This window comes from Streptosporangium heterodermiicola (assembly GCF_051390675.1).
Lineage (GTDB): Bacteria > Actinomycetota > Actinomycetes > Streptosporangiales > Streptosporangiaceae > Streptosporangium.
The window spans coordinates 1-22,223 of record NZ_JBPJSR010000034.1; the positions used below are offsets into that span (position 1 = coordinate 1).

Below are 22,223 nucleotides of genomic sequence, written 5' to 3' on the forward strand. Positions count from 1 at the left end.
GTTGAAGAAAACCGTTTCCGGCGCTGTGACCACCCGTTGCGTGTCGAAGAACGTACCGCCCCAGTAATCACGTGAATCGGCGGGCAGCAGCAGGAATCCGAGGACCACCGTGCCGAGAAAACCAAGGCCGACCATCAGGGCCGCCCGGAAACGACGCGTGATGAGAAGATAGGGGATGAATATCAGCGGGGTGAGCTTGATGCCCGCGGCGATGCCCGTTAATATCCCACGCCACTTTTCTTTGCCGTGCGTCAGGTCCACAACTGTCGCCAGCAGCAGAATAATACCTATCTGCCCGTTCCACAGCGTTATCACTACCGGATACAAGGGGAGTGCCGCGATGACGGCCAGCAACGTGTGAGTCGCCCGGCGACTGCGGCCCCTCACCGCGGTACGGCCGACGAGAATCCATATCACCACCTCAAGGGCGAGTATGGAGATCAGCACCCAGAGGGCGACGGCGACCTCCATGTCGACCAGGGCGAGAGGCGCGAACAGCATCGCCGCGAACGGCGAATAGGTGAACTGCAGCCAATACTTGCCCACGCTCAGGTCGTAGAGGGAATCACGCCGCAGTACCGCCGCGCCGCCTTCCCGGTAAACCTCCAGATCGACCCAGCCCTCCGCGTGGACCGCGTTGAAGGCGAGGGCTGTCAGCGCGCCACCCAACGCGATCAGCAATCCGCACGCTATTTGGAAAGAGCCGCCATCTCTCCTGCCCGGACGAATGCGCGGACCGGCTGACACCGAAGAAGACAATGCGGCTCCCGAGTTGGCTACGGTGCACGCTAGCCACGCCGGCTTGTCCAAAGCTTGTCGTGCCTCATCCGTGCCGATACCCGTGCCAACACCCATGCAGACACCCGTTCGCCGCTCGCCGGTCAGGGCTCCGGTGCGATCCGGCGGAGCGTCCCCTTCCCGGTGGCGGGCGGGGAGCATGCGTGTCGATCGTCTGTCAGCAGGTGTGCTCGGTGTCAGCCGGGGTGGCATGGCGGGCGTGCGTGCCCCTGCCGTCAGGACCAGGTCTGGCCCTCCGGGGTGTCGACGACCTTCACGCCGAGGGCGGCCAGCTCGTCGCGGAGGCTGTCGGAGGCGGCCCAGTCCCTGGCGTCGCGGGCCCGCGAGCGCCGCTCCAGCAGCTCGGCGGCCCCCTCGGGCAGGGGCTTCGGCCTGACCGTCCTGCCGATGTCGAGGGAGAGGTCCAGGGCGAGGATCTGGTCGAGGTGCAGGAACGCCTCGAAGCGGGAACCGGGGGAGATCGAGCCGTCGCGCTCCAGCTCGCGCAGGAGCCGCAGCGCCAGCGGGGTGTCGAGGTCGTCGTCGAAGGCGGCCTCGATCCGGGAGACCCGGTCGGCGGGCATCGGGCCGCTCGGCGACTCCGACCACTCGGCCACCTGGCCGCGCCAGCGCCGCAAGGTCTTGTCGGCGGCCCGCAGGGTGTCCCAGGTGAGGTTCATCTGCTGGCGGTGGCGGTGCTCCAGCAGCGCCAGCCGCACGGCCAGCGGGTCGAGGCCCGCGTCCGCCACGTCCTTGAGCAGGACCACGTTGCCGGTGGACTTCGACATCTTGCGCCCGTCGAAGAGCAGGTGCTCGCCGTGGACCCAGTGCCGTACCACCTCGTGCCCGGCGGTGGCGTCGGACTGGGCGCGCTCGTCCTCGTGGTGCGGGAAGCGCAGGTCGATCCCGCCGGTGTGCAGGTCGATGCGCTCGCCGAGGAACCGCAGCGACATGGCCGAGCACTCGATGTGCCAGCCGGGGAAGCCGCGGCCCCACGGAGTCTCCCAGGTCAGCCCCTGGTCGGAGGGCTTCCACAGCGCCCAGTCGGCGTGGAACCGCTTGCGCGGGTCGACGGCCTCGATCCGGTGGCCCGGCCTCAGCTGGTCGAGCCGGTTGCCGGAGATCTCCCCGTACGACGGGAAGGAGGCGGCGTCGAAGAAGACCGACCCGTCGGGCACCGCGTACGCGTGCCCCTTCTCGATCAGCTTGGCGATCATCTCGACCATCAGGTCGATCGTCTCGCTCGCCCGGGGCGAGTGCTCGGGCGGGCGGATGTTCAGCGCGGTCGTGTCCGCCACGAAGGCGTCCTCGTAGAACCGCGCGACCTCCAGGACGCCCCGCCCCTCGGCCCTGGCCTGGGCGAGCACCTTGTCCTCGCCCGAGGCGTCGATCTCGGTGTCGTCCACCAGGTGCCCGACGTCGGTGATGTTGCGGCAGGCCACCACCCGGACCCGCTGCCGCTCGCTGACCCGCCTGATCAGGTCCGCCAGCAGGTACGACCGCATGTTGCCCACGTGGGCCGACCTGTAGACGGTCGGGCCGCAGGTGTACATCCGCAGGGAGCGGCTCCCCTCGGGCACGATCCGCTCAACCCGGCGATTTCGCGTGTCATACAGGCTCAGCATGTGTTGAGCCTACGCAATGCCGTCGGGTCCCACAGCGTAAGAGTCCACACAAGCGGATTCACGCGGGTGGGCCGGCCGCTGGGCGGCACCGGCGCGATCCCGGCGACCGGGCAGGAGTCCTCGCGGGCGCGCCCCGGGCCCCGGGTGCGTGTCCGGACCCGGGGCCCGACCCCCGGTCTTCAGGAATCTCCGGGGGATCAGCCTTCGAGGAAGGCGAGGATCTCGCGGTCGCCCCGGTCGCGCAGGCGGGCGATCACCTCCTCGCGGGTACACCCCTCCGACAGGCCGATGCGGGCGCCGATCAGGCGGACGCCCTCGGCCTCCGACGCCACCGGCGCCGTGTAGCCGATCAGGTGCAGCGCCCGGTTCAGCGCGGGCAGTCCCGGCGAGGCCGCGGGCAGGTAGCGGGTGAGCAGCTCGCCGCCGTCGGAGACCGTGAGGAAGACGTGGTCGCCCTCGGAGGCGTTGGCGGCGATCAGGACGGGACGGATGGACCCCATGGTCGGCTGGTTGTGCCAGCTGATCACCACGTCACCCGAGGGGGTGGAGGCGGTCAGCTGGCCGCCGGGGGCCATGCCCAGGTGCGCGGCGAAGCCGGTCGGCAGCGGGGAACCCGAGCCGCGCAGGTGCTCGGCGTTGACGTCCACCCGGTGCCACCAGCGCCCGTCGCGGCTGCGGAAGCAGCGCCGGGTCTCCGAGACGTCCCGGCGCGGCTGGTAGTCGGCCTGCTCGGCCCCGGCCACCCTGATCCACCCGCGCTGCGTGCGCTCGAACCCGGGCCCGCCCGCGTACGCGCGGACCGAGCTCTCGCTCACGTCGTAGCGCCCGGTGAGGTTGGTGACGATCGTGTTGACCGACGCCTCGCCGTTGGACCGCTCGATCTCCCTGACGATCATCTCCCGGATGCCCAGGTACTGCTCGCCGCCCCAGCGCGAGAGCCCGTACTTGTTCCGGTCGACCCGCAGGAAGCGGTCGTCGGCGGTGAGCTGGTTGCGGATGCCGACGAGGCTGTAGTCCTCGCCGATGCGTTCCTGGATCTCCTCGGGGGTGAGCGGGCCGCCCGCCACCGCGAGGACGGCCTCGGCCTTGTCGTTGACGCTGCGCGGCCACGGGACCACGTGGTTCTCCAGCACCCGCAGCTGGGGCACCGCGATGAGCCAGCGCTCGGCCACGTCCTCGCGGATGCCGAGCTGGCTGGCCAGCGTCACGGCCTCGTCCAGCGGGCGCGGCCCGTCGGTGAACAGCTGCCGCGTCTTCTCCCTGAGCTCGTCGGCCCCCCCGGCGACCAGCCAGCCGTCCACCTGCTCGTAGCCGGTCAGCAGGGTCCGTACGAACCGCCAGGAGGGGATGCCCAGCGTGGCCAGGTCGGTGCGGTGCCAGGGCACGGCGGCGGCCAGGTCGTCGGCGGGCACGGCGGAGCCCAGCCGGCCCCGCAGCCACGACACGTGGGCGATCAGCGGCGCCGCGTCGTCCTTGGCGAGCCAGGCCTCGACGTGGTCGCGCAGGTCGCGCTCGATCTGCCGGATGCGCTCCCTGGTGACCGAGAACCGCTGGGCGAGATCGTCGAGCGTGGCCCGCTGGGAGGCGTACAGCCGGTCCCTGGCGATGGCCCGCTGCCGCTCGTCCAGCGTGGCGAAGACCTCGTCGATCAGCTCGGGCAGCGGCCGGTCGGGCCTGGAGGGGCGGATCCTGGCGACGCTCTCCTCGGTGACCGGTTCGAGGAGCCGCTCCAGCACCCCGGTGAACAGCTTGTGCACCACCTCGCGGCCGAGCCCCTCGGGCGTGCGGACGCTCGCGGCGGGGTCGGCGAACCTGAGCAGGGGGAGAACGTCACCGAGCATCAGGTGACCCCAGCACGCCAGGGCGAGGTCGGTCAGGCGACCGGCGACCTCGGACGTCCCGATGGTCGAGCAGGCGGTGTCGAGCGGAAGCGCCTGCCACCACGCCTCGGGGAGGCGGGGGTCGGTCGCGATCGGCGCTACCTGGCCAGGAGAGGTCCAGCGCAAGGGTGGCGCGATGTCGCTCAGGCTGAGGTTCATTGAGGTCCAACCGGCAAAGGGGAATATATCCGCAGTTCAGACTATGTGGTCAGGTAGGAAGGAAGGGACTTGCCCGTCCGTAATGAGAAACGTAGAGGAGTTCCCTCGCCCGGGTGCAGGCCACGTAGAGGAGGCCGCGCTCCCGCTGGAGATCATGTGCCCTGGCCGCGAGGTCCTCGCCGACCGGGGTGAGGGAGTCGGGGTCCGGCACGATCCCGTCGGCCACGCCGATCACCGCGACCCGCCGGAACTCCAGCCCCTTCATACCGTGCAGCGTCGTCACCCGTACCCCCAGATCACGCAGAGCGGCCCGTGCGTCACGCACGAGGCCGGCGGTCCTGGCGGCCACCGCTATCTCCTCGGGCGTCACACCCTCATTCACCCACTGTCCCACCTGTGCCACCAGACCCGTCAGCTCATCCTGCGGTGAATCGTAGGCGCGGACCATCGGCCGGAGCCCGTGCCGGGTGCCCCTGAAGCCGTAAAGCTCCTGCACACCCTTGACGAGCCCGTCGGCGGGACCGCCCCCGCGTAACCGGACCCCCCAGGAAAGGATCTCCCGGGGGAGCCGGTACGACACCCGCAGGCGCTGCTGGATCGCGTCGATCCCCACGGCGCCTAGCGTCACCCGCGTGTCGAAGATGCGCTGGTGCGGGTCGCCCACGACGAACATGTCGTCGCGGGCGTGCGGCACCGCCGCCCGCAGCAGCCGCCACTGCGCCGGGTGCAGGTCCTGCGCCTCGTCCACCACGATGTGCCGGTACGGCTCCCGCGCCGGCTCCGTCTCCTCCAGCAGGTCCCCGGTCGTCTGGCCGAGCAGCGTCGACGCCTCGGAGGCGAGCTGCAGCAGGGTCCGCTTGCCGCGTTCCCGCAGCTGCCCGGTGACGTGCTCGACGGCCTTCCACACGCAGGTGCGGTCCTCGGCCGCCAGCTCGACGCTGCGGCCGGGCCGGGGGGCCTCCAGGTACTCGTCCAGGGTCTGTAAATTCTGCGCCAGGATCACCTGTTCCCACTCGCGCAGCAGGAACGCCGGGCTGTGACCGGTCTCGGTCTCCTCCCAGAGCGCGGTCAGCTCGGCGGCGCCGACCAGGGCGGGCGGGCGGCCCTCGGCCTCGGCGACGATGCGGTGGGCCAGCCGGTCCACGTTGCCGACCTCGATCCGCTTGCGGATCACCTCGTCCTCGACCAGCTGGTCGAGCCTGGCCGCGAGCTCGGCGCTCAGCCCCTGGGAGAAGGTGACGAGCAGGATCTGCCCGCTCGCGCGCCCGGCCAGGTAGGCGGCCCTGTGCAGCGCGACGAGCGTCTTGCCGGTGCCCGCGCCGCCGGTGACCAGCGTCGGCTGCTGATAGGACTCCCAGTACGCCAGCCGGTGCTGCGGCGGGTACAGGAACACGCACCAGCCCGGCGCGTCGAGCACGCGGTTCAGCTCGCGCGGATCCTCGGTGAAGACGGCGCGGTCCGGGCTGCGCAGGAGCGCGGCGCCGAAGTCCTCGGGATTGACCGGCTCGGGGTCCGCGGCGACGGAGCGGCAGTTCTCCAGCTCCCGCCAGGCCCCGGCCATCGACTCGCCCCTGGCGAGCGCCGCCAGCGGCTCGTACTGCGTGGGGGGCAGCAGCGGTTCGAGGGCCTCCAGGGTGAGCTGGTCGGTGATCTGCCTGACCAGCGGCAGGAACCGGCCGTCGACCCCCAGCTCGGCCAGGTCGCTGTCGCAGAAGTCGGAGAACAGCCGCGTCGCGGACGCCTCGGCGGCCCTGCGCACCGCGGGCCGCACCTTGTCCAGCGCCTCGGCGTCCCACATCTCGACCACGCCCAGCGCCGTGTTGACGCCGAACCGGTAGCGCTGCGCGTACGCCCAGGCCTCCGCGTCCGGCAGCACGGTCAGCAGCCAGTAGACGTCCCGCTGCTTGACCACGACGCCCCGGTGCCGGTCGGCCAGCCTCAGGGTCGCCACCCGCGGGTCCCGCGCCCCCCTGACCCGCTCGGGGTGCGGGGCGCCCGCCACGTTCTGCAGGAACCTGAGCGCCGAGACCACGACGTCGCGGCGCACCGGCTGGGCCAGGGCGCCGAGTTCGACGGGGAAGTCCGGGGAGATGGCGAGGCGGGGCATGGGTCAGGCCAACAGTGACAGGAGATCGCGGTCCCCGCGTTCTCGCAGCCGGGTGAGGAGCTCGGGGGCGGCCACGGGGCCCGTCATGCCGACCCGGGTGGCGATGACCCGCCCGGCCTGCTCGGGGGTGCCGCCCGTCGCGGTGTAGCCGACGAGCCGCAGTGCCCGCGCCGTCGCCTCCACCTCCTCGCCCGCGGCCGGCAGGTGCCTGGCCCGCAGCACCCCCTCGTCCGACAGGGTGAGGAACAGGTGGCTGCCCTCCTTGGCGCCCACGTCCTCCAGGAGCGTCATGAGCGACTCCAGCACGGGCCTGTCCTGCCAGCTGAGGACGAGCTCCCCGACCGCGCTGCTGACCGTGCGGCCGTCACCGGGCGACATCCCGAGGTAGGCGGCGAACCCGCTGGGCAGCGGGCACTCGGCGCCCCCGAGGTGTTCCTGGGTGACGTCGATCCTCAGCCACCAGCGGCCGTCGGGCTGCCGGAAGCAGCGCCTGGTCAGCGAGACGTCCTTCAGCGGGCGGAACGGGGCCTTCCTCGGCTCCTGGCCGGGCTCACCGCCGTTTCCGTCGTGGGGTTTCTCCGCGGTCAGGGAGGGGGCGCCGTTCGAGCGCTGGGGAGGCCGCTCGCCCGCGCCGAGGATCCGGAGCTGCGGGACGTTCTCCAGCCACTCCTTGGACACCTCGGGGTGGATGCCCAGCGAGGAGACCATGTCGAGGGCCTTGTTGATGGTGAGCGGCGGCTTGGCGCCGCTGATCATGTCGCGGGTGCGGTGGCGCAGCTCGGTGATGTCGCCCTCCACCAGCCACTCGTCGACCAGGTGGTAATCAGGCAGGCCGGCGAGCACGAACTGCCAGGCAGGCACGTCGAGGGAGTGCAGCTCCAGGGTGTGCCAGGGGGTCGCGTTGATCAGCCGCTCCCTGGGCGCGGCCTTGCCGAGGATGCCCTTCACCTCCTCCAGGTGCTCCCGGTACGGGGTGGCCTCGTCGGAGGCGGTCCACTCGGCGAGCTCCCGGCGCAGGTCGGTCTCGATGTCGCCGATGACCTCCGGGGGCACCGCGAAGAGCTTGGCCAGCGCCTCCACGGTCGCCGGGGCGTCGCTGAACAGCCTGTTCTGCGCCACCGCCCAGCGTTTGTCCTCCACGTTGGCGAAGACGCCGTCGACCAGCGCGTGCAGGCTCTTCCGCACCGGCGGGCGTACGGCCCTGTCGGCTCCGGCGTCCTCGTCGCTCTCGTCGCTCTCGTGGTCCTCGTCGCTTTCCGCCGCGGCCGGTACGGGGTCGCTCGCCAGGTCGTCCTCGCGGTCGTCCTCGTGGCCGCCGCTCTCGTGGTCGTCGCCGGATTCGTCCTCGGTCTCGTGGACGGGGCCGGTCCCGGCGGGCGCGGCGACGGCCTCCGGCTCCCTGAGGGCGGTCTCAGACTCCCCGGACGGGACCTCCGGCTCCCCGGGGGCGGCCTCGGCGGCGAACTCCGCCCCGGCGGCCTCCCCGTCCTCGGGGGCGGTCGCGAACCGCTCCTCCCACGCGGGGGTGCTCGCCGACCGGTTCTTCCTCGTGGCGGCGGGCTGGAAGAGCGACCCGGGGGCCTCCTCGGGCCCGGCGCCCGGCTGGCGGGCCTCTGGCACCGGCAGGGCGCCGCGCTCCCGGGGGGGCTTGCGCTTCGGCAGGACTATCGGCTCGGCGAGGACCTCAGGCTCCGGCGCGTTCCCGGCGTGGTCCGGTGTGTCCTCGGCGCGGTCCGGGGCCTTTTCGAGGTGGTCCGGCGCGCTCCCGGGGTGGGAGGGCGGCGCTTCCTGAGCCGGGAGGCCCGCCGCGACGGGCGGAGCCTCCTGGGCCGGGAGGTCCCCGGCGGCGGGCTCGCTCGCGGCGGGCGCGGGGGAGGCCGTCGGCTCGGGAGAGGACTCGGGGACCGCGGAGACCTCGGGAGCCCTGGAGACCTCGGAAGATCCGGAGATCTCAGGGACCTCGGCAGCCTCGGGGACCTCAGGGGATTCAGGGGCCTCGGAGGGCTCGGGGGAGGAGACGGGCGTCTGGGACGCGGGCGCCCCGGCCGCGTGCGCCACCGGGCCAGAGGCCGCGCCAGGGACCGCGTGGGAGGGGGCCGCCAGGCGCGTGAAGACCGCCGTGAAGAGGGCCTGCAGCAGCGGGACCGGCTGGATGAACGGCTGGTCGCGCAGGTCGTGGCCGGTCAGCGAGAGAAGGCCGGGCCAGGACCCGGCCCGGTCGAGGGCGATGGCCGTGCAGGGCTCGTCCGCGTCGTCCGGGTCCAGCACGTGCAGGGCGGGGAGCACGTCACCCACGGCGGCGGCCGGCCAGTGGTTCAGGGCGACCGAGGCGAGGACGTCGGCCAGCCTCTCCGGGCCCAGCACGGCGAGCACGCGGGCCATCGGCAGGCTCCGCCACCAAGCGTCCGGTAGGTCGGGCTGTTCGCGCAGAAGTGGGATCGTGGCCGCGTCGCTCCAGCGCAGCGGCGGCACGAGGTCACTCAGACAGAAGTTCATCCGTTCCCTTCACCAGCCCCTCAAGCCGCCCGAGTCACTCCATGTGGCCGGGGAACGAGACTCATGGAACAGACCATAGTCTGGCAAATCACCGCGGCGCATCGGGTCGGTTCAGCGGCGTACGGCCGCGAAACGCAGTCGGACGTAGTCGGCCATCCAACCGCTCTCCCGCCGCAGGGCGGGGGCGGCCAGCTCGTTCACCCGGCGGAGCAGCGGGTCGACCATCTCCGCGGGCACCTTATTGAGCAGCGAACCCGCGAACATCCGGACCCAGTCGGCCGCCCCGCCGGGGCACTCGTCGAGCGGGGTCGGCCGGTCGAAGTATTCCAGCAGGCGGACGGTGAAGCCGCCCTTCTCCAGCCGCGTGGCGTATTCGGCGGGAGTGGGGAAGTACCACGGCAGGTCGGGCTCGCGCAGCCCGTACTCCCGCCAGGCGGTGGACAGCGCCGCCGTCAGCGCGGCGCAGTTGCCCGCGCCGCCCATCTCGGCCACGAACCGCCCGCCGGGGGTGAGGGCCTCGCGGACGCTGGTGATCACCGCGTCCGGCTCCCGGCCCATCCAGTGCAGGGCGGCGTTGGAGAAGACCGCGTCGTACGGCTGGGCCACCGTGAAGTTACGGCCGTCGCCGACGATGAAGTCGAGTCCCGGATGCTGGGCCAGGGCCTTCTCGATCATCGCCTGCGAGCCGTCGATCCCCAGGACGCGGGCACCCCGGGAGGTGATCTCGGCCGTCAGCACCCCCGTGCCGCAGCCGAGATCCACGATGCGCTCCCCCGGTTGCGGGTCGAGGAGCTCGACCAGGGGGGCGCCGTGCGCCGAGACGTACCCGAAGCTGCTGTCATACGCGCGAGCGTTCCACCTCATCGAGCTCGGGGTGTCGTATCGCAAGACGATCAGCTCACATTCTGAGACGCGAGGCCTCTGTCGGCCTCACCAGACACTTTAGAGCCTCTGGGAAGTCACGACATATCAGTCTCAGCAGCCTCAGGGTCATCTCACCTTCCTGGTCCACTCGCGCTGGAGGTAGGACCTCGCCCTGTCGATCTCCGGGACGGTGAGGATCACGGGCTTCGCGCTGGTCGCGGGCAGTTTCGCGGCCAGCTCGTGGTCAAGGGTGCCGCGCATCTGCAGGGCCTCCATCCTGACCGGGCGGGCGTAACCCTTCAGAAACAGGTTCTGGCCCTTGTCGGAGAACAGGAACTCCTGCCAGAGCCGGGCCGCGGCCGGGTGCGGGGCCTGCTTGTTGATGGCCTGGACGTAGTACGAGCCGAGCACGGCGTCACCGGGGATCGCGACCTTCCACGCCTTGTCGGCGGCGGCCCGCTCGGCGTTGTGGTAGTCCCAGTCGACGAGCACCGAGGCCGCCTTGGGGGTGGCCGCGAGGTTGCCCTCGCCCTTGAGGCGGTGGAAGAACTCCACGCCCCGCTCGGCCCTCGCCTCGCCTCCCCTGAGGGAGACGGCCATCACCCCGTTGAAGGCCGCGGCCACCTCCAGGGGATCCCCGGGCAGCGCGACGCTGTGTCCCGGCTTGAGCAGGTCCGAGAAGGACGCGGGGGCCGCGACCTTGCTCGGGTCGTAGCCGATGGACATGTAGCCGCCGTACCCGGCGTACCAGAGGCCCCTGTGGTCCTTCAGGCGGTCGGGGATGTCCTGCCAGCCCTGGACCCGGTACGGGGCGAAGAGGGCGGCCCTGGCCGCCGCGACGTCCATGCTCAGGTCGAACACGTCCGGCTTCAGCTCGGCGGCCGCCGCGATCTCCCTGGCGCTGCTGGCGTCGGGCTCCAGCTGGTGGACCTTGATCCCGTACTCCTCGGAGAAGGTGTCGATGATCTCGCCGTAGTTCACCCAGTCGCGCGGCAGCGCGATCACCGTGAGGGCCCCCTCCTTCCTGGCCGCTTCGGCGAGGCGCTCCATCGTCGAGAACCCCTCCTTCAAGGAGGCGCCCTGCACGTTGAGAGGTGGGAATTGGACGTTCTGAGGAGCCGGGGCGCCACATCCGGCGATCGTGGCCGTGAGGATCACGGCGGCTGCGGCGCTGGTACGTACGGTCACGAACGGCATACTCTCCGCTGCGATTCGCCTGGTCGAGCAGGCGCGACCCTTATTGGCGAACGGCTTACACGTGTCTTGGCGAGTGGCTTACCCGGCGAGGCCCGGCCGCCGTCCGCGCACGTCGCGCGGGTACGGGATTCCGGAGACCGCGGGTACGGGATTCCCGAGACGCGGGTGCGGGATTCCGGAGACCTACGCGCGCGGCCGCGGGGATTCCGGGACGACCTTCGCCGCGGCGAGCGTCTCCTCGTCGATTTCCACCAGGGTGCCGTTCCGCCTGCGTACGCCGAGCACGCCGTCGCGCCAGAACTCCAGCTCACCCACCGCGTCGCGGAACCCTTCCGGGACCCGTCTCCGAGTGGTGACTCTTTTGCCCACGTCGGCAGGGGTTAGGGTGATGTTCAGGCGAGCGCTGAAACCAAGGGCCATCGGCTTTTGCCCCCTCCCGTTTCAGACACATGGCAGGCACGGCAATACTAGGGCTTAGCAACTCGCGGTCGAAGTCGTGCCTAGGTGCGTAAAGAAGAAGGAGCCCGAGGTGACCTACGTCATCGCGCAGCCTTGCGTGGACGTCCTGGACAAGGCGTGCATCGAGGAGTGCCCCGTCGATTGCATCTACGAGGGTGAGCGGATGCTCTACATCCACCCCGACGAATGCGTCGACTGCGGCGCGTGCGAACCCGTCTGTCCGGTGGAGGCCATCTTCTACGAGGACGACCTGCCCGAGCAGTGGAAGGACTTCTACAAGGCGAACGTGGAGTTCTTCGATGACATGGGGTCGCCCGGTGGCGCCTCCAAGGTCGGCAAGATCGAGAAGGACCACTCGGTCGTCGCGGCCCTGCCCCCGCAGGCCGAGAGTCACTAGGAGCGGGTGCCGGAGGGGACGGCCGTCGTGGCCGTCCCCTCCGGCGACCGCCTCAGGCAGACCCGCCCCAGCGAAGGACGACGGCTGATCACCATGAACGCCATTCCCGACCGGTCAGAGGCCACGAGCGTCCCGGCGAGGCTCCGATGAACGGCCTGCCGGACTTTCCGTGGGACAGGCTCACGCCGCTGAAGGAACTCGCGGCGTCGCACCCCGACGGGATCGTCGATCTGTCGGTGGGCACCCCCGTCGACCCGGTGCCCGCCGTCGTGCGGCAGGCTCTCGCGGACGCCTCCGACAGCCCCGGATACCCCCTGACGTACGGCACCGAGCGTCTCCGCTCGGCCGCCGCAGGGTGGTTGCGGCGCAGGCACGGCGTGATCCTCGACCAGGCGGACGTGCTGCCGCTGATCGGTTCCAAGGAGTTCGTGGCCTGGCTGCCGACGCTGCTCGGCCTCGGCCCCGGGCAGCGGGTGATCCTCCCCGAGCTCGCCTACCCCACCTACGACGTGGGGGCGCGCCTCGCGGGCGCCGAGCCGTACGCCACCGACGGGCTGCTCACGCTCGGGCCCGAGCGGGTGCCGCTGGTCTGGGTGAACTCCCCGTCCAACCCGACAGGCAGGGTCCTGCCCGCCGAGCACCTGCGCAAGGTCGTCTCGTGGGCGCGCGAGCACGGCGCGGTCGTGGCCTCCGACGAGTGCTACATCGAGCTGGGCTGGGAGGAGCGGCCGGTCTCGATCCTGCACCCGGACGTCTGCGGCGGCTCCCACGAGGGCCTGCTCGCGGTGCACTCGCTGTCCAAGCGCTCCAACCTGGCCGGTTACCGGGCCGGGTTCGTCGCGGGCGACCCCGCGCTGGTCAAGCGGCTGCTGGAGATACGCAAGCACGCGGGCATGATCATGCCCGCGCCGGTCCAGGCGGCGATGGCCGTGGCGCTGGACGACGACGAGCACGCCGAGGAGCAGCGGGCCCGCTACGCCGCCCGCCGCGCGGCGCTGCGTCCCGCGCTGGAGACGGCCGGCTGGAAGATCGAGCACTCCACCGCGGGCCTGTATTTGTGGGCGTCCGACGGGACGGGCTGCTGGGACCAGGTCCGCGCGCTGGCCGACAAGGGAATCCTCGTCGCGCCCGGCGACTTCTACGGCACCGCGGGCGAACGGCACATCAGGATCGCCGTGACGGCCGGTGACGAACGCATCAGTGCGGCGGTGCGCCGCCTCCAGTAGGATCGCGCGGCATGACCCCCGAGGTCGCCGTGATACTCGGATTGAGTGTGGCCACGCTCGTTCTGTTGCTCGGCGCGTTCTTCGCGACGACGCGCCAGGACAGGAGGGCCGGCGATTCCGAGCGTTCCGGCGAGACCCCCCTCTTCTCGGTTGAGGCCGCGCAGCCGCAGGCCCAACCGTCCACGGGCCGTGTCGGAATCGACTACCCCGACCCCCGCACGATCAAGGTCGGTGACACGATCGAGTGCCAGGGGGTGCGCAGCCGCGTCCTCGGCGCCCTGTACCTGTCGTGGCAGGGCACCCAGTGGACCGAGTACCTCCTCGACGACGGCACCCGGCGCTACCAGTGGCTGTCGATCCAGATGCGCGCCGGCCTGACGGCCGCCGACCCGCCGCACCTGGAGGTGCTGCTGTGGACGCCGGTGCCCACCGAGGGCATGATCCCCGCCAAGGCCACGCTGAGCGTCGAGGGGGTCGACTTCTTCCCCGTCGACCGGGGCACCGCGGCCTTCCGCGGTGAGGGCGTCACCTCGATGCCCGAGCGGGGCCTGCTCGACTTCGCCGACTACCGGGCCGCCGACGGCCGCCTGCTCAGCTTCGAACGCCTCCAGGGCAAGCGCTGGAGCTCCTCCCACGCCCAGCCCCTCCCCCCCGGCACGATCAGGATCGAGAAGAAGCAGGGCGGCTAGAAAAAGCTCGACGCGAAAGCTCGACGCTACGAAAGCTCGACCTTTTTGGCGGTGGAGCCGGAGTCGGCCTTCCAGCCGTCGTGGCTCCTCGCGGAGACCCACGACTGGCCGTCGTAGCGGATCCTGGACAGCCCGAACGTCTTGGCGTGGGCGATCGACCAGGCGGCCACCAGCCAGCCGCGCCTGCGCGAGGGGGCCTCGAAGGCGTTCCCCGGCCCCAGGGCCCTGGCGAGCCCGCGCCCGGCCCCCCGCTCGTCGGGGAGGGGGGTCTTGCCCGTCGGGGCGGGGTACCAGCAGTGCACGGCCCTGGGCACGCGCCCGGTGAACCCCGCGGCGAGGATCCTCCCGTCGTCCTCGTGCTGGGCGTACGCCGTCCCGTCGGCCGAGCGCTGCACCTCCTGGGCCGCCTCGTGGAGCGGCAGTTTGCGGTAGTTCCGTACCTTCACCAGCGCGGCGAAGAACTTCCCCGAGGCGTAGACGGGGTCGACGAGCTGCTTGGGAGTGCCCCACCCCTGGGAGGGGCGCTGCTGGAACACGCCGACCGAGTCGCGGTCGCCGCCCGTCAGGTTCTCCAGCTTGGACTCCTGCATGGCGGTGGCGTAGGCGATCACCACGGCCCGCTCGGGCAGCTTCCTGCGGGCCGCCACGGCCGCGATCACCGCCGCCACCTTGGCCTGTTCGAGGTCCAGCTCCAGAGAGCCCTCCGGTGTCGTGATCCTGCAGCCCTCGCCGAGGTCGACGAGCGGTGTCACCCGCCTGAGCAAGGTGAGGAGACCCACGGTGATGGCCACCGCGAGCACGGTCACGATCACGATGATCGCGATGACCCCTTTTGAGAAGCGCCGTCGCACGGTCAAGAACCTACAGGTCCCCAGCGATTGCGCGGTCTGCCCGAACCTCGCGAACATAGGCTCCGGCCCATGAGCCAGAGCGATGCCAGCCCGTTGCCCGCGGCCGTCGACGAGCTGTGGTGGCGCAGGGCCGAGCTGAGTCCCGCCGACGCCGAGGCCCGCGCCGTCGTGGTGGGCGCGGTGGACATGCTCGACAGCGGCAAGGCCAGGGTGGCCGAGGTCTCCCGCACCGGCGAGGTGGTCGTGGACGAGCGCGCCCGGCGGGCCGTCATGCTCGCGTTCCGGGTGCTCGGCATGGCGAGGTCACAGGTGGGCGACTTCCACCACCACGACCGCGTCCCGCTGAAGACCTCCGTGGAGGGGGTGCGCGTCGTGCCGGGGGCGATCGCCCGCTGGGGCTCCTACCTGGCGCCCGGCGTCGTGCTGATGCCCTCGTTCGTCGACATCGGCGCCCACGTGGACGAGGGCAGCACGGTGGGCACCTGGGTATCGATCGGCGCGGGCGCCCAGATCGGCAGGAACGTCCGGCTGTCCGGGGGAGCCGGTGTCGGTGAGACCGGTGGCCAGGACGGCGCGGAGGACCCCCTCGGCGGCGGGGAGCCGTCGAGGACGGTGCCCGTGGTCGTCGAGGACGGCGCGCTGATCGGCGGCCGGGCCGTGATCGTCGACGGGGCCAGGGTGGGCCGGGGCGCCGTGGTCGGCGCCGGGACGGTCCTGTCGGGCTCGACCCCGGTCGTCGACGTGCGGACGGGCGAGGAACTGGGCCGCGGGCACGTCCCCGACTGGTGCGTGGCGACCGGGGGCACCCGGTGGCACGACTTTCCCGGCGGGGGCTTCGGCCTGCCCTGCGTCCTGGTGCTCGACCGCCTGGCGGAGGGCCACCGGCCCGGCCGGGCCGAACTCGACCGCCTCCTGCACGGATAGCCCGTACGGGTCCTCGCGGGGGAAGGCACGGGCGCGAAGGATCTCCCGCGGAGCCGGGCTCGGCCGGATCCCGTACGAGTACTAGGGTCGCGGGCATGAGTACGCGTCTGGACCTCACGCAGGATGCCGGGGAGCTCACCGCCGCGATCGTGGACGTCGAGTCGGTCAGCGGCGGCGAGAAGGCCCTGGCCGACGCCGTGGAAGAGGCCCTGCGGCCGCTCCGGCACCTGACCGTCGAGCGCGACGGCGAGTCGATCGTGGCCCGCACCCACCTGGGCCGCGGCGAGCGGGTGGTGATCGCGGGACACCTCGACACCGTCCCCGTCGTCGGCAACCTGCCCAGCCGGGTCGAGGGCGACCGGCTGTACGGCTGCGGCACCTCGGACATGAAGGCAGGCGTCGCGGTCGCCCTGAGGCTCGCGGCGGCCCTCCCCGAGCCCGGCAGGGACGTGACCTACGTCTTCTACGACTGCGAGGAGATCGAGTCCGAGCGCAACGGCCTGCTCCGGCTCAGCCGCGCACACCCCGACTGGCTCGCGGGTGACTTCGCCGTGCTGATGGAGCCCACCGACGGCGTGATCGAGGGCGGTTGCCAGGGCACGCTCAGGGCCCAGATCGTCACTCGGGGCAAGCGGTCGCACAGCGCCAGGTCCTGGCTCGGGGTCAACGCCGTCCACGCGGCCGAGCCGGTGCTCGCGATCCTGAACGCCTACGAGGCCAGGCTTCCCGTCGTGGACGGGCTGGAGTACCACGAGGGCCTGAACGCGGTGGGCATCGGCGGCGGCGTCGCGGGCAACGTGATCCCCGACGAGTGCGTGGTGACGGTGAACTACCGCTTCGCCCCCGACCTGTCGCTGGACGACGCGCGCGCCCACGTGAACGAGGTGTTCGAGGGCTACGAGGTCCGCTTCACCGACGCCGCCGCCGCCGCGCGGCCCGGCCTGACCCATCCGGTGGCGGCGGCCTTCGTCGACGCCGTCGGCGGCACGCCGCGGGCCAAGCTCGGCTGGACCGACGTCTCGCTCTTCTCCGGCCTCGGCGTGCCCGCGGTCAACTACGGCCCGGGAGACCCGAATCTGGCGCACCAGAAGGACGAGTTCGTCTCGTTGCGTAAGATCGCCGGCTGCGAACGCGGAATGCTCGGCTGGCTGTCCCGATAGGCCGGGCCCATCGGGGCCGGCGCGTTGTCCGCGGGATCCTCGGCGCGCGTGACCTGGGAGGGGCCGGTACAAATGAAAGTGGCTTTCCCCGCCGGCCATTTGGCGGGGAAAGCCACTTTCAGTCCCGAGCAGCACCCTCGGCAGTTAGACGCACCCTGTTCAAAATCCGGTTCCATGTTTTCATGGAGATTTTTCAAGATTTTTCTGGGACGGCGCTACGGTGACCCGCATGAAGAAAAAACGTCCGGAACGTCGCCAGGGAGCCGCGGTGGTTCGTGGTGATCTCGTCTCCGACTCCACCCACGACCAGCGGCTTCTTGATCGGAGAGGGCCGGCCGACTGGCTGCACATGGATCCGTGGCGGGTGCTGCGCATCCAGGCCGAGTTCGTGGAGGGCTTCGGCCAGCTCGCCGAGCTGCCCCAGGCGGTCACCGTCTTCGGGTCCGCGCGCACCCCCGTGGACAGCCCCGAGTACGAGATGGGGATCCAGCTGGGCCGCAAGCTGTCCGAGGCGGGCTACGCCGTGATCACCGGTGGCGGTCCCGGCTGCATGGAGGCCGCCAACAAGGGCGCCGTGGAGGCGGAGGGCGTCTCCGTGGGCCTGGGCATCGAGCTGCCCTTCGAGCAGAGCATGAACGAGTACGTCGACCTCGGCATCGAGTTCCGCTACTTCTTCGTCCGCAAGACCATGTTCGTGAAGTACTCCTGCGGATTCGTCACGCTGCCCGGCGGTTTCGGCACCATGGACGAGCTTTTCGAGGCGCTCACCCTGGTCCAGACCCAGAAGGTCACCTCCTTCCCGGTGGTGCTCATGGGAACGGAGTTCTGGGGTGGCCTGATCGACTGGATCAAGAACACCCTCGTGGGAACGGGCAAGATCTCCCCGGCGGACGTGGATCTCATCCACGTCACCGACGACGTGGACGAGGCGGTCCGGATCATCGTGGAGGCCGACAACAACAGGGGCGGGCGGCTGGAGGACGAGCGGAAGTCGGCCATGACCACGGTCGGCGACGCCGAATAAGGTCGGCACGTGTTCATTTGTGTATTCCTCGCATCGAGTCAGAAGATCGACAAGAAGTATCTGGAGCTGGCGGAGCAGGTCGGCTCCGAGCTCGCGAGCCGGGGGCACGCCCTGGTGAGCGGCGGGGCCAGGGTCTCCTGCATGGGAGCCGTGGCCCGCGCGGCCCGCGCGGGCGGCGCCCGCACCATCGGCGTGATCCCCCAGTCGCTGGTGGACATCGAGCTCGCGGACGAGGGGGCCGACGAGCTGGTGGTCACCACCGACATGCGCGAGCGCAAGGGGGTCATGGACGCCCGCTCCGACGCCTTCCTGGTGCTGCCCGGCGGCATCGGGACGCTGGAGGAGCTGTTCGAGATCTGGACGTCCCGCACGCTCGGCCTGCACGACAAGCCGCTGGTGATCCTCGACCCCTGGGGGATCTACGCGCCGCTGCGGCAACTGGTCGAGGGCATGGACGAGGCGGGCTTCACCCGCCCGAACGTCTTCGACGCCATCTCCTGGACCACCACGGTCGACGAGGCGTTCCGGCTGCTGGAGAAGTCGACCACGCACCTGGAGCCGAGCCCGGAGGAGCTAGGCGAGGCCACGGCGGGTTAGCGCGGGCGGGCGTCGCCCGGCGAGGGAGTCGGTCATCTCGACCGCGAGCCGCACCCGCTCGACGCGGTCCGTACGGAAGACGCGGGCGCCCGCCCAGGCGCAGATCGAGGCCGCGGTGAGCTCCGCGGCCTCGGCGTCCCGCTCCCTCGCGGCGGCGTCCCCGGCGTCCCCGCCGTCCTCTGTGTTCTCGCTGCCCTCGCGGTCCTCGGTGTTCTCGCTGCCCTCGGCGGGTTCGACGGAGGCGGCGGCCAGCCGGGCCGGGGTGACGACCACGGTGTGCCCGGCACGGGCGAGGTCCTCGACCTCGCCGACCGAACGGGCCTCGACCCAACCGGGTTCGGCCCGGTCACCGGGCCCGAGCACGACGAACGTCATGATCCGATCCTAGGCCAGCGGAGATGTGGCACGATTCGTATGTGCTGGTCGTATTAGCTTTCGCTGCCGTAGCCGTCATCGCCGGTGTCACGGTGGTCGCCATGGGCCGGGGAGGCGAGCTGAGCGAGTTCGCCCCCGACGTGCCCCCCCTGAACCTGCCGCAGGCGGGTCAGCTCGGCGCGGTCGACTTCATGGCCCTCCAGCTCCCGGTGAGCCTCGTCGGATACAACACGCAGAGCGTGGACGAGACCCTGAACCGGGTCGCCGGAGCCCTGAGCGAGCGTGACACCAGGATCGCCGTGCTTGAGCAGCGGGTCTCGGAGCTGCTCGCGGGCAGGCTCCAGGCCCGCCACGAGCTCAACCCCGGCTCCCCGTCCCCTCAGCGCGGGCTGGAGGCGCCGTACGAGCTTCTCGGCGGGGGCGGTTTCGGGGCGTCCGAGGAGCTGTCCAACGGGTCACCGGCCTTCTCGCACGCCGAGCGCGAGAAGGCGCTGCCCGGCCTTTCCGGGGAGAGCGGCTCCGGGGCGTCCGAGGAGCTCTCCGGCGGGTCGGCGGCCGGGCGCGAGCCCGAGGTGCCCGGCGAGCCCTCCGGGCCGGAGAAGCCCTCCAAGGCCGCTGAGGCCGCTGAGGCCACCGGGACGGCCGAGGCCGCCACGCCGTCCGGTGTGTCACCGTTCGCCAGGCCGTCAGAGCCGTCTGCATTGTCAGAGCCGTCCGCATCGTCCGAGTCCTCAAAGCCGTCCGAAGCGTCGGAGGCTTCCTCGGTGCCGGATTCGCCGTCGTCGTCCTCCCCCGCCAGGACTCCGGGCTCGAAGGGCCTGAAAGACCTGAAGGATCCGAAGGACTCGAAGGCGTCGGAGGCGTCTCCCGGTTCCGTCGGTCTCCGTACCGGGGAGCGGCAGGAGACGGAGGGCTCCCGGTGACCGACGTCTCGCAGACTGTGACTCCTGCGACTTCTGTGACCCCTGTGACCCCTGTGGCCCCAGTGGAGTCCGCCGAGCTGGTGCGCTGCGGCTGGGCGACCTCCGCCCCCGACTACGTCGCCTACCACGACGAGGAGTGGGGGCGTCCGGTCACCGGCGACGACCGGGTGTTCGAGCGGATCGCGCTGGAGTCGTTTCAGTCCGGCCTGTCGTGGATCACCATCCTGCGCAAGCGGGAGAACTTCCGGATGGCCTTCGAGGGGTTCTCCATCCCGGCCGTGGCCGCGTTCGGCGACGAGGACGTCGCCCGCCTGCTCGGCGACGCGGGCATCGTCAGGAACCGGGCCAAGATCGAGGCGACGATCGCCAACGCGCGGGCCGCGCTCGGCGTCGGCCTGTCCGACCTCGTCTGGAGGCACGCCGACCCCGCCGCGCCCGTCCCGAGGACCCCGGCGGAGGTGCCCGCCCAGACCGCCGGTTCCAAGGCCCTGGCCAAGGACCTCAAGGCCAACGGCTTCCGTTTCGTCGGCCCGACCACCGCCTACGCGCTGATGCAGGCCATCGGCCTGGTCAACGACCACCTGGCCGACTGCTGGACGCGCCGGGCCTGACGCCCCGCCTCGCTCCCTGGGAACGGGTCAGTGTCCCTCGAAGACGGGGCGCTCCTTGGCGAGGAACGCGCGGGTCGCGTTCAGGTGGTCCTTGGTCCTGACGCAGGCGTCCTGGAGGTCGGCCTCCAGCTCCAGGGCCTCGGCGGGCGAGCTGGTCGCGGCGAACCGCAGGGCGCGTTTGGTCGCCGCGTAGGCGCTCGTGGGGCCCTGCGCCAGCCGTACGGCCAGGGCGCGGGCCTCGGCGTCCAGGTCGCCGGCCGGGACGACCCGCGAGACGATCCCGAGGTCCAGCGCCCGGTCCGCGCCGAAGGGCTCGCCGAGCAGCAGGAGCTCGGCCGCGCGGGCCGTGCCGACCAGGCGCTGGAGGGTCCAGGAGGCGCCCGAGTCGGGGGCCAGGGCGATCCCGGAGAAGGCCGTCGCGAACCTGGCCCTCTCCGAGGCGATCCGCAGGTCGCACGCGAAGGCGAGGGAGGCGCCCGCGCCCGCGGCGACGCCGTTCACCGCCGCGACGACCGGCTTGTCCATCTCGATGATCGTCCGGACGATCGGGTTGTAGTGCGCGCGCACGGTCCCGTCCAGCCCGCGGCCCGCCTCCAGGTTCGCGGCGTGTTCCGTCAGGTCCTGGCCGGCGCAGAACGCCCGTCCCGACCCGGTCAGCAACACCGCCCGCACCGAGGGCGCCTGCGCCGAGGACAGCGCCTCCAGCAGGGCGGTCTTCGCCCGGACCGTCAGCGCGTTCATCGCCTCGGGCCTGTTGAGGACGATGGTGGCGACGGCGTCGTCGACGGAGTAGAGAACGTCGTTCAACGGATGCTCCTTCCGGACGTCCCGGTTTCGCCCGAGAGGCTCACCGGGCCCTGTTCGTACGGCTGTTCTACGGTGTTCCACGGCTCTGACGATGGATTCCAGGCCTCGCGCCGCCCCCGGACGTTCGCCGCGTACCGGGAGAACGCCCGCTACGCCGCGCCGAGGTTGCGGTCGACGAAGGCGGCGGCGGCCGGGAGCAGCCGACCGGCCTCGCGCTCGAAGTAGATCCTGGCCTTCTCCCCCGGCCAGCCCCGGGGCAGGAGCTCGGCGGGCAGCCCGGGGTCGCGGAACAGGAAGTTGCGCCACCCGTGCAGCAGCCTGCTCCGGGTGGCGAACACCCGGTCGTCGCCCGCGCCGTCGGGCAGCCCGCCGACCAGGTCCATCGCCTGGGCCGTCCACTCCTCGTAGGCGGCCCCGATGCCGTCCAGGTCCCAGGTCCTGGCGACCAGCGCCGCGGGGTCGCCGTCGAGCACCGCGTCGAACCGGTCGGCGGAGAGGCCCTCGCCGTCGAGGATCGCGTCCAGCCCGGGGGCGGGGCGCGGCCCTATCCAGGTCGTCTCCGACATCGGGGCGTACCCGATGAAGGCCAGGTCGGAGCGCAGGCGCTCGCGCCTGGACCGCTCGCGTACGGGTTCCACCACGAGGATGTGCCACCGGCCGTTCCATGTGATCGTCCCGACTCGGTAAATTCTCAGCGCGGCCTCGTCGAGGCGGTGCACGCATTTGGGGGTGACCTCGTAACCGGGGCCCCTGGGCAGCCTGGCGGGCGCGAGCCAGCCCTGCCGCACCATCCGCGAGACGGCGGTGCGCACGGCGGGAGCCGCGATGTCCAGCGGGGCGAGCAGACGGACGAGGGCGGCCACGGACGCGCGACCGCCTCGGGACCTGAGGTGGTCCCCGTACAGATCGAAGAGAGCGGCGCGGGCGTTCACGAGGACAAGTTTGGTCGTCTGAGGGGTCTCGGACAACGGTCTTGATCGCCGGATGAGCCGACGCTGAGACTGATCGTTCCCATTCTCCGTGCGGAGGCGGGATAATAGGACATCACAGAAGACGTGAATGCGTCGGCCACCCT

The 22,223-nt window shown here is 71.4% G+C and carries 21 protein-coding genes; 9 read left to right on the forward strand and 12 right to left on the reverse strand.

From position 1 onward, the window contains the following. From ACSC1Q_RS39655 to ACSC1Q_RS39690, 8 genes are all read right to left on the reverse strand, one after another. The coding region (locus tag ACSC1Q_RS39655) for a glycosyltransferase 87 family protein (RefSeq protein ID WP_436763894.1) at positions 1 to 681 on the reverse strand (681 nt) is incomplete at its 3' end. A gap of 332 nt (positions 682 to 1,013) precedes the next feature. Next, positions 1,014 to 2,402 carry a cysteine--tRNA ligase gene (cysS, locus tag ACSC1Q_RS39660; RefSeq protein WP_436763895.1) on the reverse strand — a complete coding sequence of 463 codons (1,389 nt, stop codon included), beginning with the start codon at positions 2,400 to 2,402 and terminating at the stop codon, positions 1,014 to 1,016. A 197-nt stretch (positions 2,403 to 2,599) separates the two neighbouring features. Next, positions 2,600 to 4,441 carry a sigma factor-like helix-turn-helix DNA-binding protein gene (locus ACSC1Q_RS39665; RefSeq protein ID WP_436763896.1) on the reverse strand — a complete coding sequence of 614 codons (1,842 nt, stop codon included), beginning with the start codon at positions 4,439 to 4,441 and terminating at the stop codon, positions 2,600 to 2,602. Positions 4,442 to 4,490: 49 nt separating this feature from the next. Continuing rightward, on the reverse strand, positions 4,491 to 6,548 hold the full coding sequence (locus tag ACSC1Q_RS39670) for a UvrD-helicase domain-containing protein (RefSeq protein WP_436763897.1): 2,058 nt from the start codon (positions 6,546 to 6,548) through the stop codon (positions 4,491 to 4,493). Positions 6,549 to 6,551: 3 nt separating this feature from the next. Further along, positions 6,552 to 9,044 (reverse strand): hypothetical protein, encoded by a 2,493-nt coding sequence (locus ACSC1Q_RS39675; RefSeq protein ID WP_436763898.1) that lies wholly within the window; start codon positions 9,042 to 9,044, stop codon positions 6,552 to 6,554. A gap of 111 nt (positions 9,045 to 9,155) precedes the next feature. Next, positions 9,156 to 9,908, reverse strand: coding sequence for a class I SAM-dependent methyltransferase (locus ACSC1Q_RS39680; protein WP_436763899.1), 753 nt, complete (start codon positions 9,906 to 9,908; stop codon positions 9,156 to 9,158). A gap of 126 nt (positions 9,909 to 10,034) precedes the next feature. After that, entirely contained in the window at positions 10,035 to 11,096 is a 1,062-nt protein-coding gene (locus ACSC1Q_RS39685; RefSeq protein ID WP_436763900.1) for an ABC transporter substrate-binding protein, read from the reverse strand. A gap of 192 nt (positions 11,097 to 11,288) precedes the next feature. After that, complete coding sequence (locus ACSC1Q_RS39690; protein WP_436763901.1) at positions 11,289 to 11,525, reverse strand: putative acetyltransferase; 237 nt, start codon at positions 11,523 to 11,525, stop codon at positions 11,289 to 11,291. Positions 11,526 to 11,634: 109 nt separating this feature from the next. On the opposite strand from ACSC1Q_RS39690, the gene fdxA reads away from it, so the two are divergent. From fdxA to ACSC1Q_RS39705, 3 genes are all read left to right on the forward strand, one after another. Continuing rightward, on the forward strand, positions 11,635 to 11,961 hold the full coding sequence (gene fdxA / locus ACSC1Q_RS39695; protein WP_350972007.1) for a ferredoxin: 327 nt from the start codon (positions 11,635 to 11,637) through the stop codon (positions 11,959 to 11,961). A 146-nt stretch (positions 11,962 to 12,107) separates the two neighbouring features. Further along, the gene (dapC, locus tag ACSC1Q_RS39700) at positions 12,108 to 13,187 is read left to right on the forward strand and encodes a succinyldiaminopimelate transaminase (protein WP_436763902.1); all 1,080 of its coding nucleotides are present in this window, start codon (positions 12,108 to 12,110) and stop codon (positions 13,185 to 13,187) included. 47 nt (positions 13,188 to 13,234) lie between these two features. Further along, positions 13,235 to 13,876 (forward strand): DUF4178 domain-containing protein, encoded by a 642-nt coding sequence (locus ACSC1Q_RS39705; RefSeq protein ID WP_436763903.1) that lies wholly within the window; start codon positions 13,235 to 13,237, stop codon positions 13,874 to 13,876. A 26-nt stretch (positions 13,877 to 13,902) separates the two neighbouring features. Here ACSC1Q_RS39705 and ACSC1Q_RS39710 read toward each other — a convergent pair whose 3' ends face one another. Then, positions 13,903 to 14,727, reverse strand: coding sequence for a hypothetical protein (locus ACSC1Q_RS39710; RefSeq protein ID WP_436763904.1), 825 nt, complete (start codon positions 14,725 to 14,727; stop codon positions 13,903 to 13,905). A gap of 69 nt (positions 14,728 to 14,796) precedes the next feature. Between ACSC1Q_RS39710 and ACSC1Q_RS39715 the strand changes: the two genes are divergently transcribed. The 4 genes from ACSC1Q_RS39715 to ACSC1Q_RS39730 all read left to right on the forward strand — a co-directional run bounded on the left by ACSC1Q_RS39715 (position 14,797) and on the right by ACSC1Q_RS39730 (position 18,432). Next, positions 14,797 to 15,651 (forward strand): 2,3,4,5-tetrahydropyridine-2,6-dicarboxylate N-succinyltransferase, encoded by an 855-nt coding sequence (locus ACSC1Q_RS39715; RefSeq protein WP_436763905.1) that lies wholly within the window; start codon positions 14,797 to 14,799, stop codon positions 15,649 to 15,651. A 95-nt stretch (positions 15,652 to 15,746) separates the two neighbouring features. Further along, positions 15,747 to 16,811: a succinyl-diaminopimelate desuccinylase gene (gene dapE, locus ACSC1Q_RS39720; protein ID WP_436763906.1), complete on the forward strand. Its 1,065-nt coding sequence runs from the start codon at positions 15,747 to 15,749 to the stop codon at positions 16,809 to 16,811. A gap of 229 nt (positions 16,812 to 17,040) precedes the next feature. Beyond that, complete coding sequence (locus ACSC1Q_RS39725) at positions 17,041 to 17,835, forward strand: LOG family protein (RefSeq protein ID WP_436763907.1); 795 nt, start codon at positions 17,041 to 17,043, stop codon at positions 17,833 to 17,835. Positions 17,836 to 17,844: 9 nt separating this feature from the next. Then, positions 17,845 to 18,432 (forward strand): LOG family protein, encoded by a 588-nt coding sequence (locus ACSC1Q_RS39730; protein ID WP_436763908.1) that lies wholly within the window; start codon positions 17,845 to 17,847, stop codon positions 18,430 to 18,432. Here ACSC1Q_RS39730 and ACSC1Q_RS39735 read toward each other — a convergent pair. After that, the gene (locus tag ACSC1Q_RS39735; protein WP_436763909.1) at positions 18,409 to 18,807 is read right to left on the reverse strand and encodes a hypothetical protein; all 399 of its coding nucleotides are present in this window, start codon (positions 18,805 to 18,807) and stop codon (positions 18,409 to 18,411) included. The two genes, ACSC1Q_RS39730 and ACSC1Q_RS39735, sit on opposite strands and share 24 nt — an antisense overlap. A 23-nt stretch (positions 18,808 to 18,830) precedes the next feature. Here ACSC1Q_RS39735 and ACSC1Q_RS39740 point away from each other — a divergent pair, with 23 nt between their 5' ends. Together ACSC1Q_RS39740 and ACSC1Q_RS39745 are read left to right on the forward strand one after the other, a co-directional pair. Beyond that, positions 18,831 to 19,730, forward strand: a complete 900-nt coding sequence (locus tag ACSC1Q_RS39740; RefSeq protein WP_436763910.1) for a hypothetical protein — start codon at positions 18,831 to 18,833, stop codon at positions 19,728 to 19,730. 53 nt (positions 19,731 to 19,783) lie between these two features. Beyond that, positions 19,784 to 20,341 (forward strand): DNA-3-methyladenine glycosylase I, encoded by a 558-nt coding sequence (locus ACSC1Q_RS39745; protein WP_436763911.1) that lies wholly within the window; start codon positions 19,784 to 19,786, stop codon positions 20,339 to 20,341. Positions 20,342 to 20,368: 27 nt separating this feature from the next. Here ACSC1Q_RS39745 and ACSC1Q_RS39750 read toward each other — a convergent pair whose 3' ends face one another. Beyond that, a complete protein-coding gene (locus ACSC1Q_RS39750) occupies positions 20,369 to 21,148 on the reverse strand; it encodes an enoyl-CoA hydratase-related protein (RefSeq protein ID WP_436763912.1) in 780 nt (259 codons plus the stop codon). Positions 21,149 to 21,297: 149 nt separating this feature from the next. Then, positions 21,298 to 22,080, reverse strand: coding sequence for a PaaX family transcriptional regulator (locus ACSC1Q_RS39755; protein ID WP_436763913.1), 783 nt, complete (start codon positions 22,078 to 22,080; stop codon positions 21,298 to 21,300). Between the last annotated feature and the right edge of the window lie 143 nt (positions 22,081 to 22,223).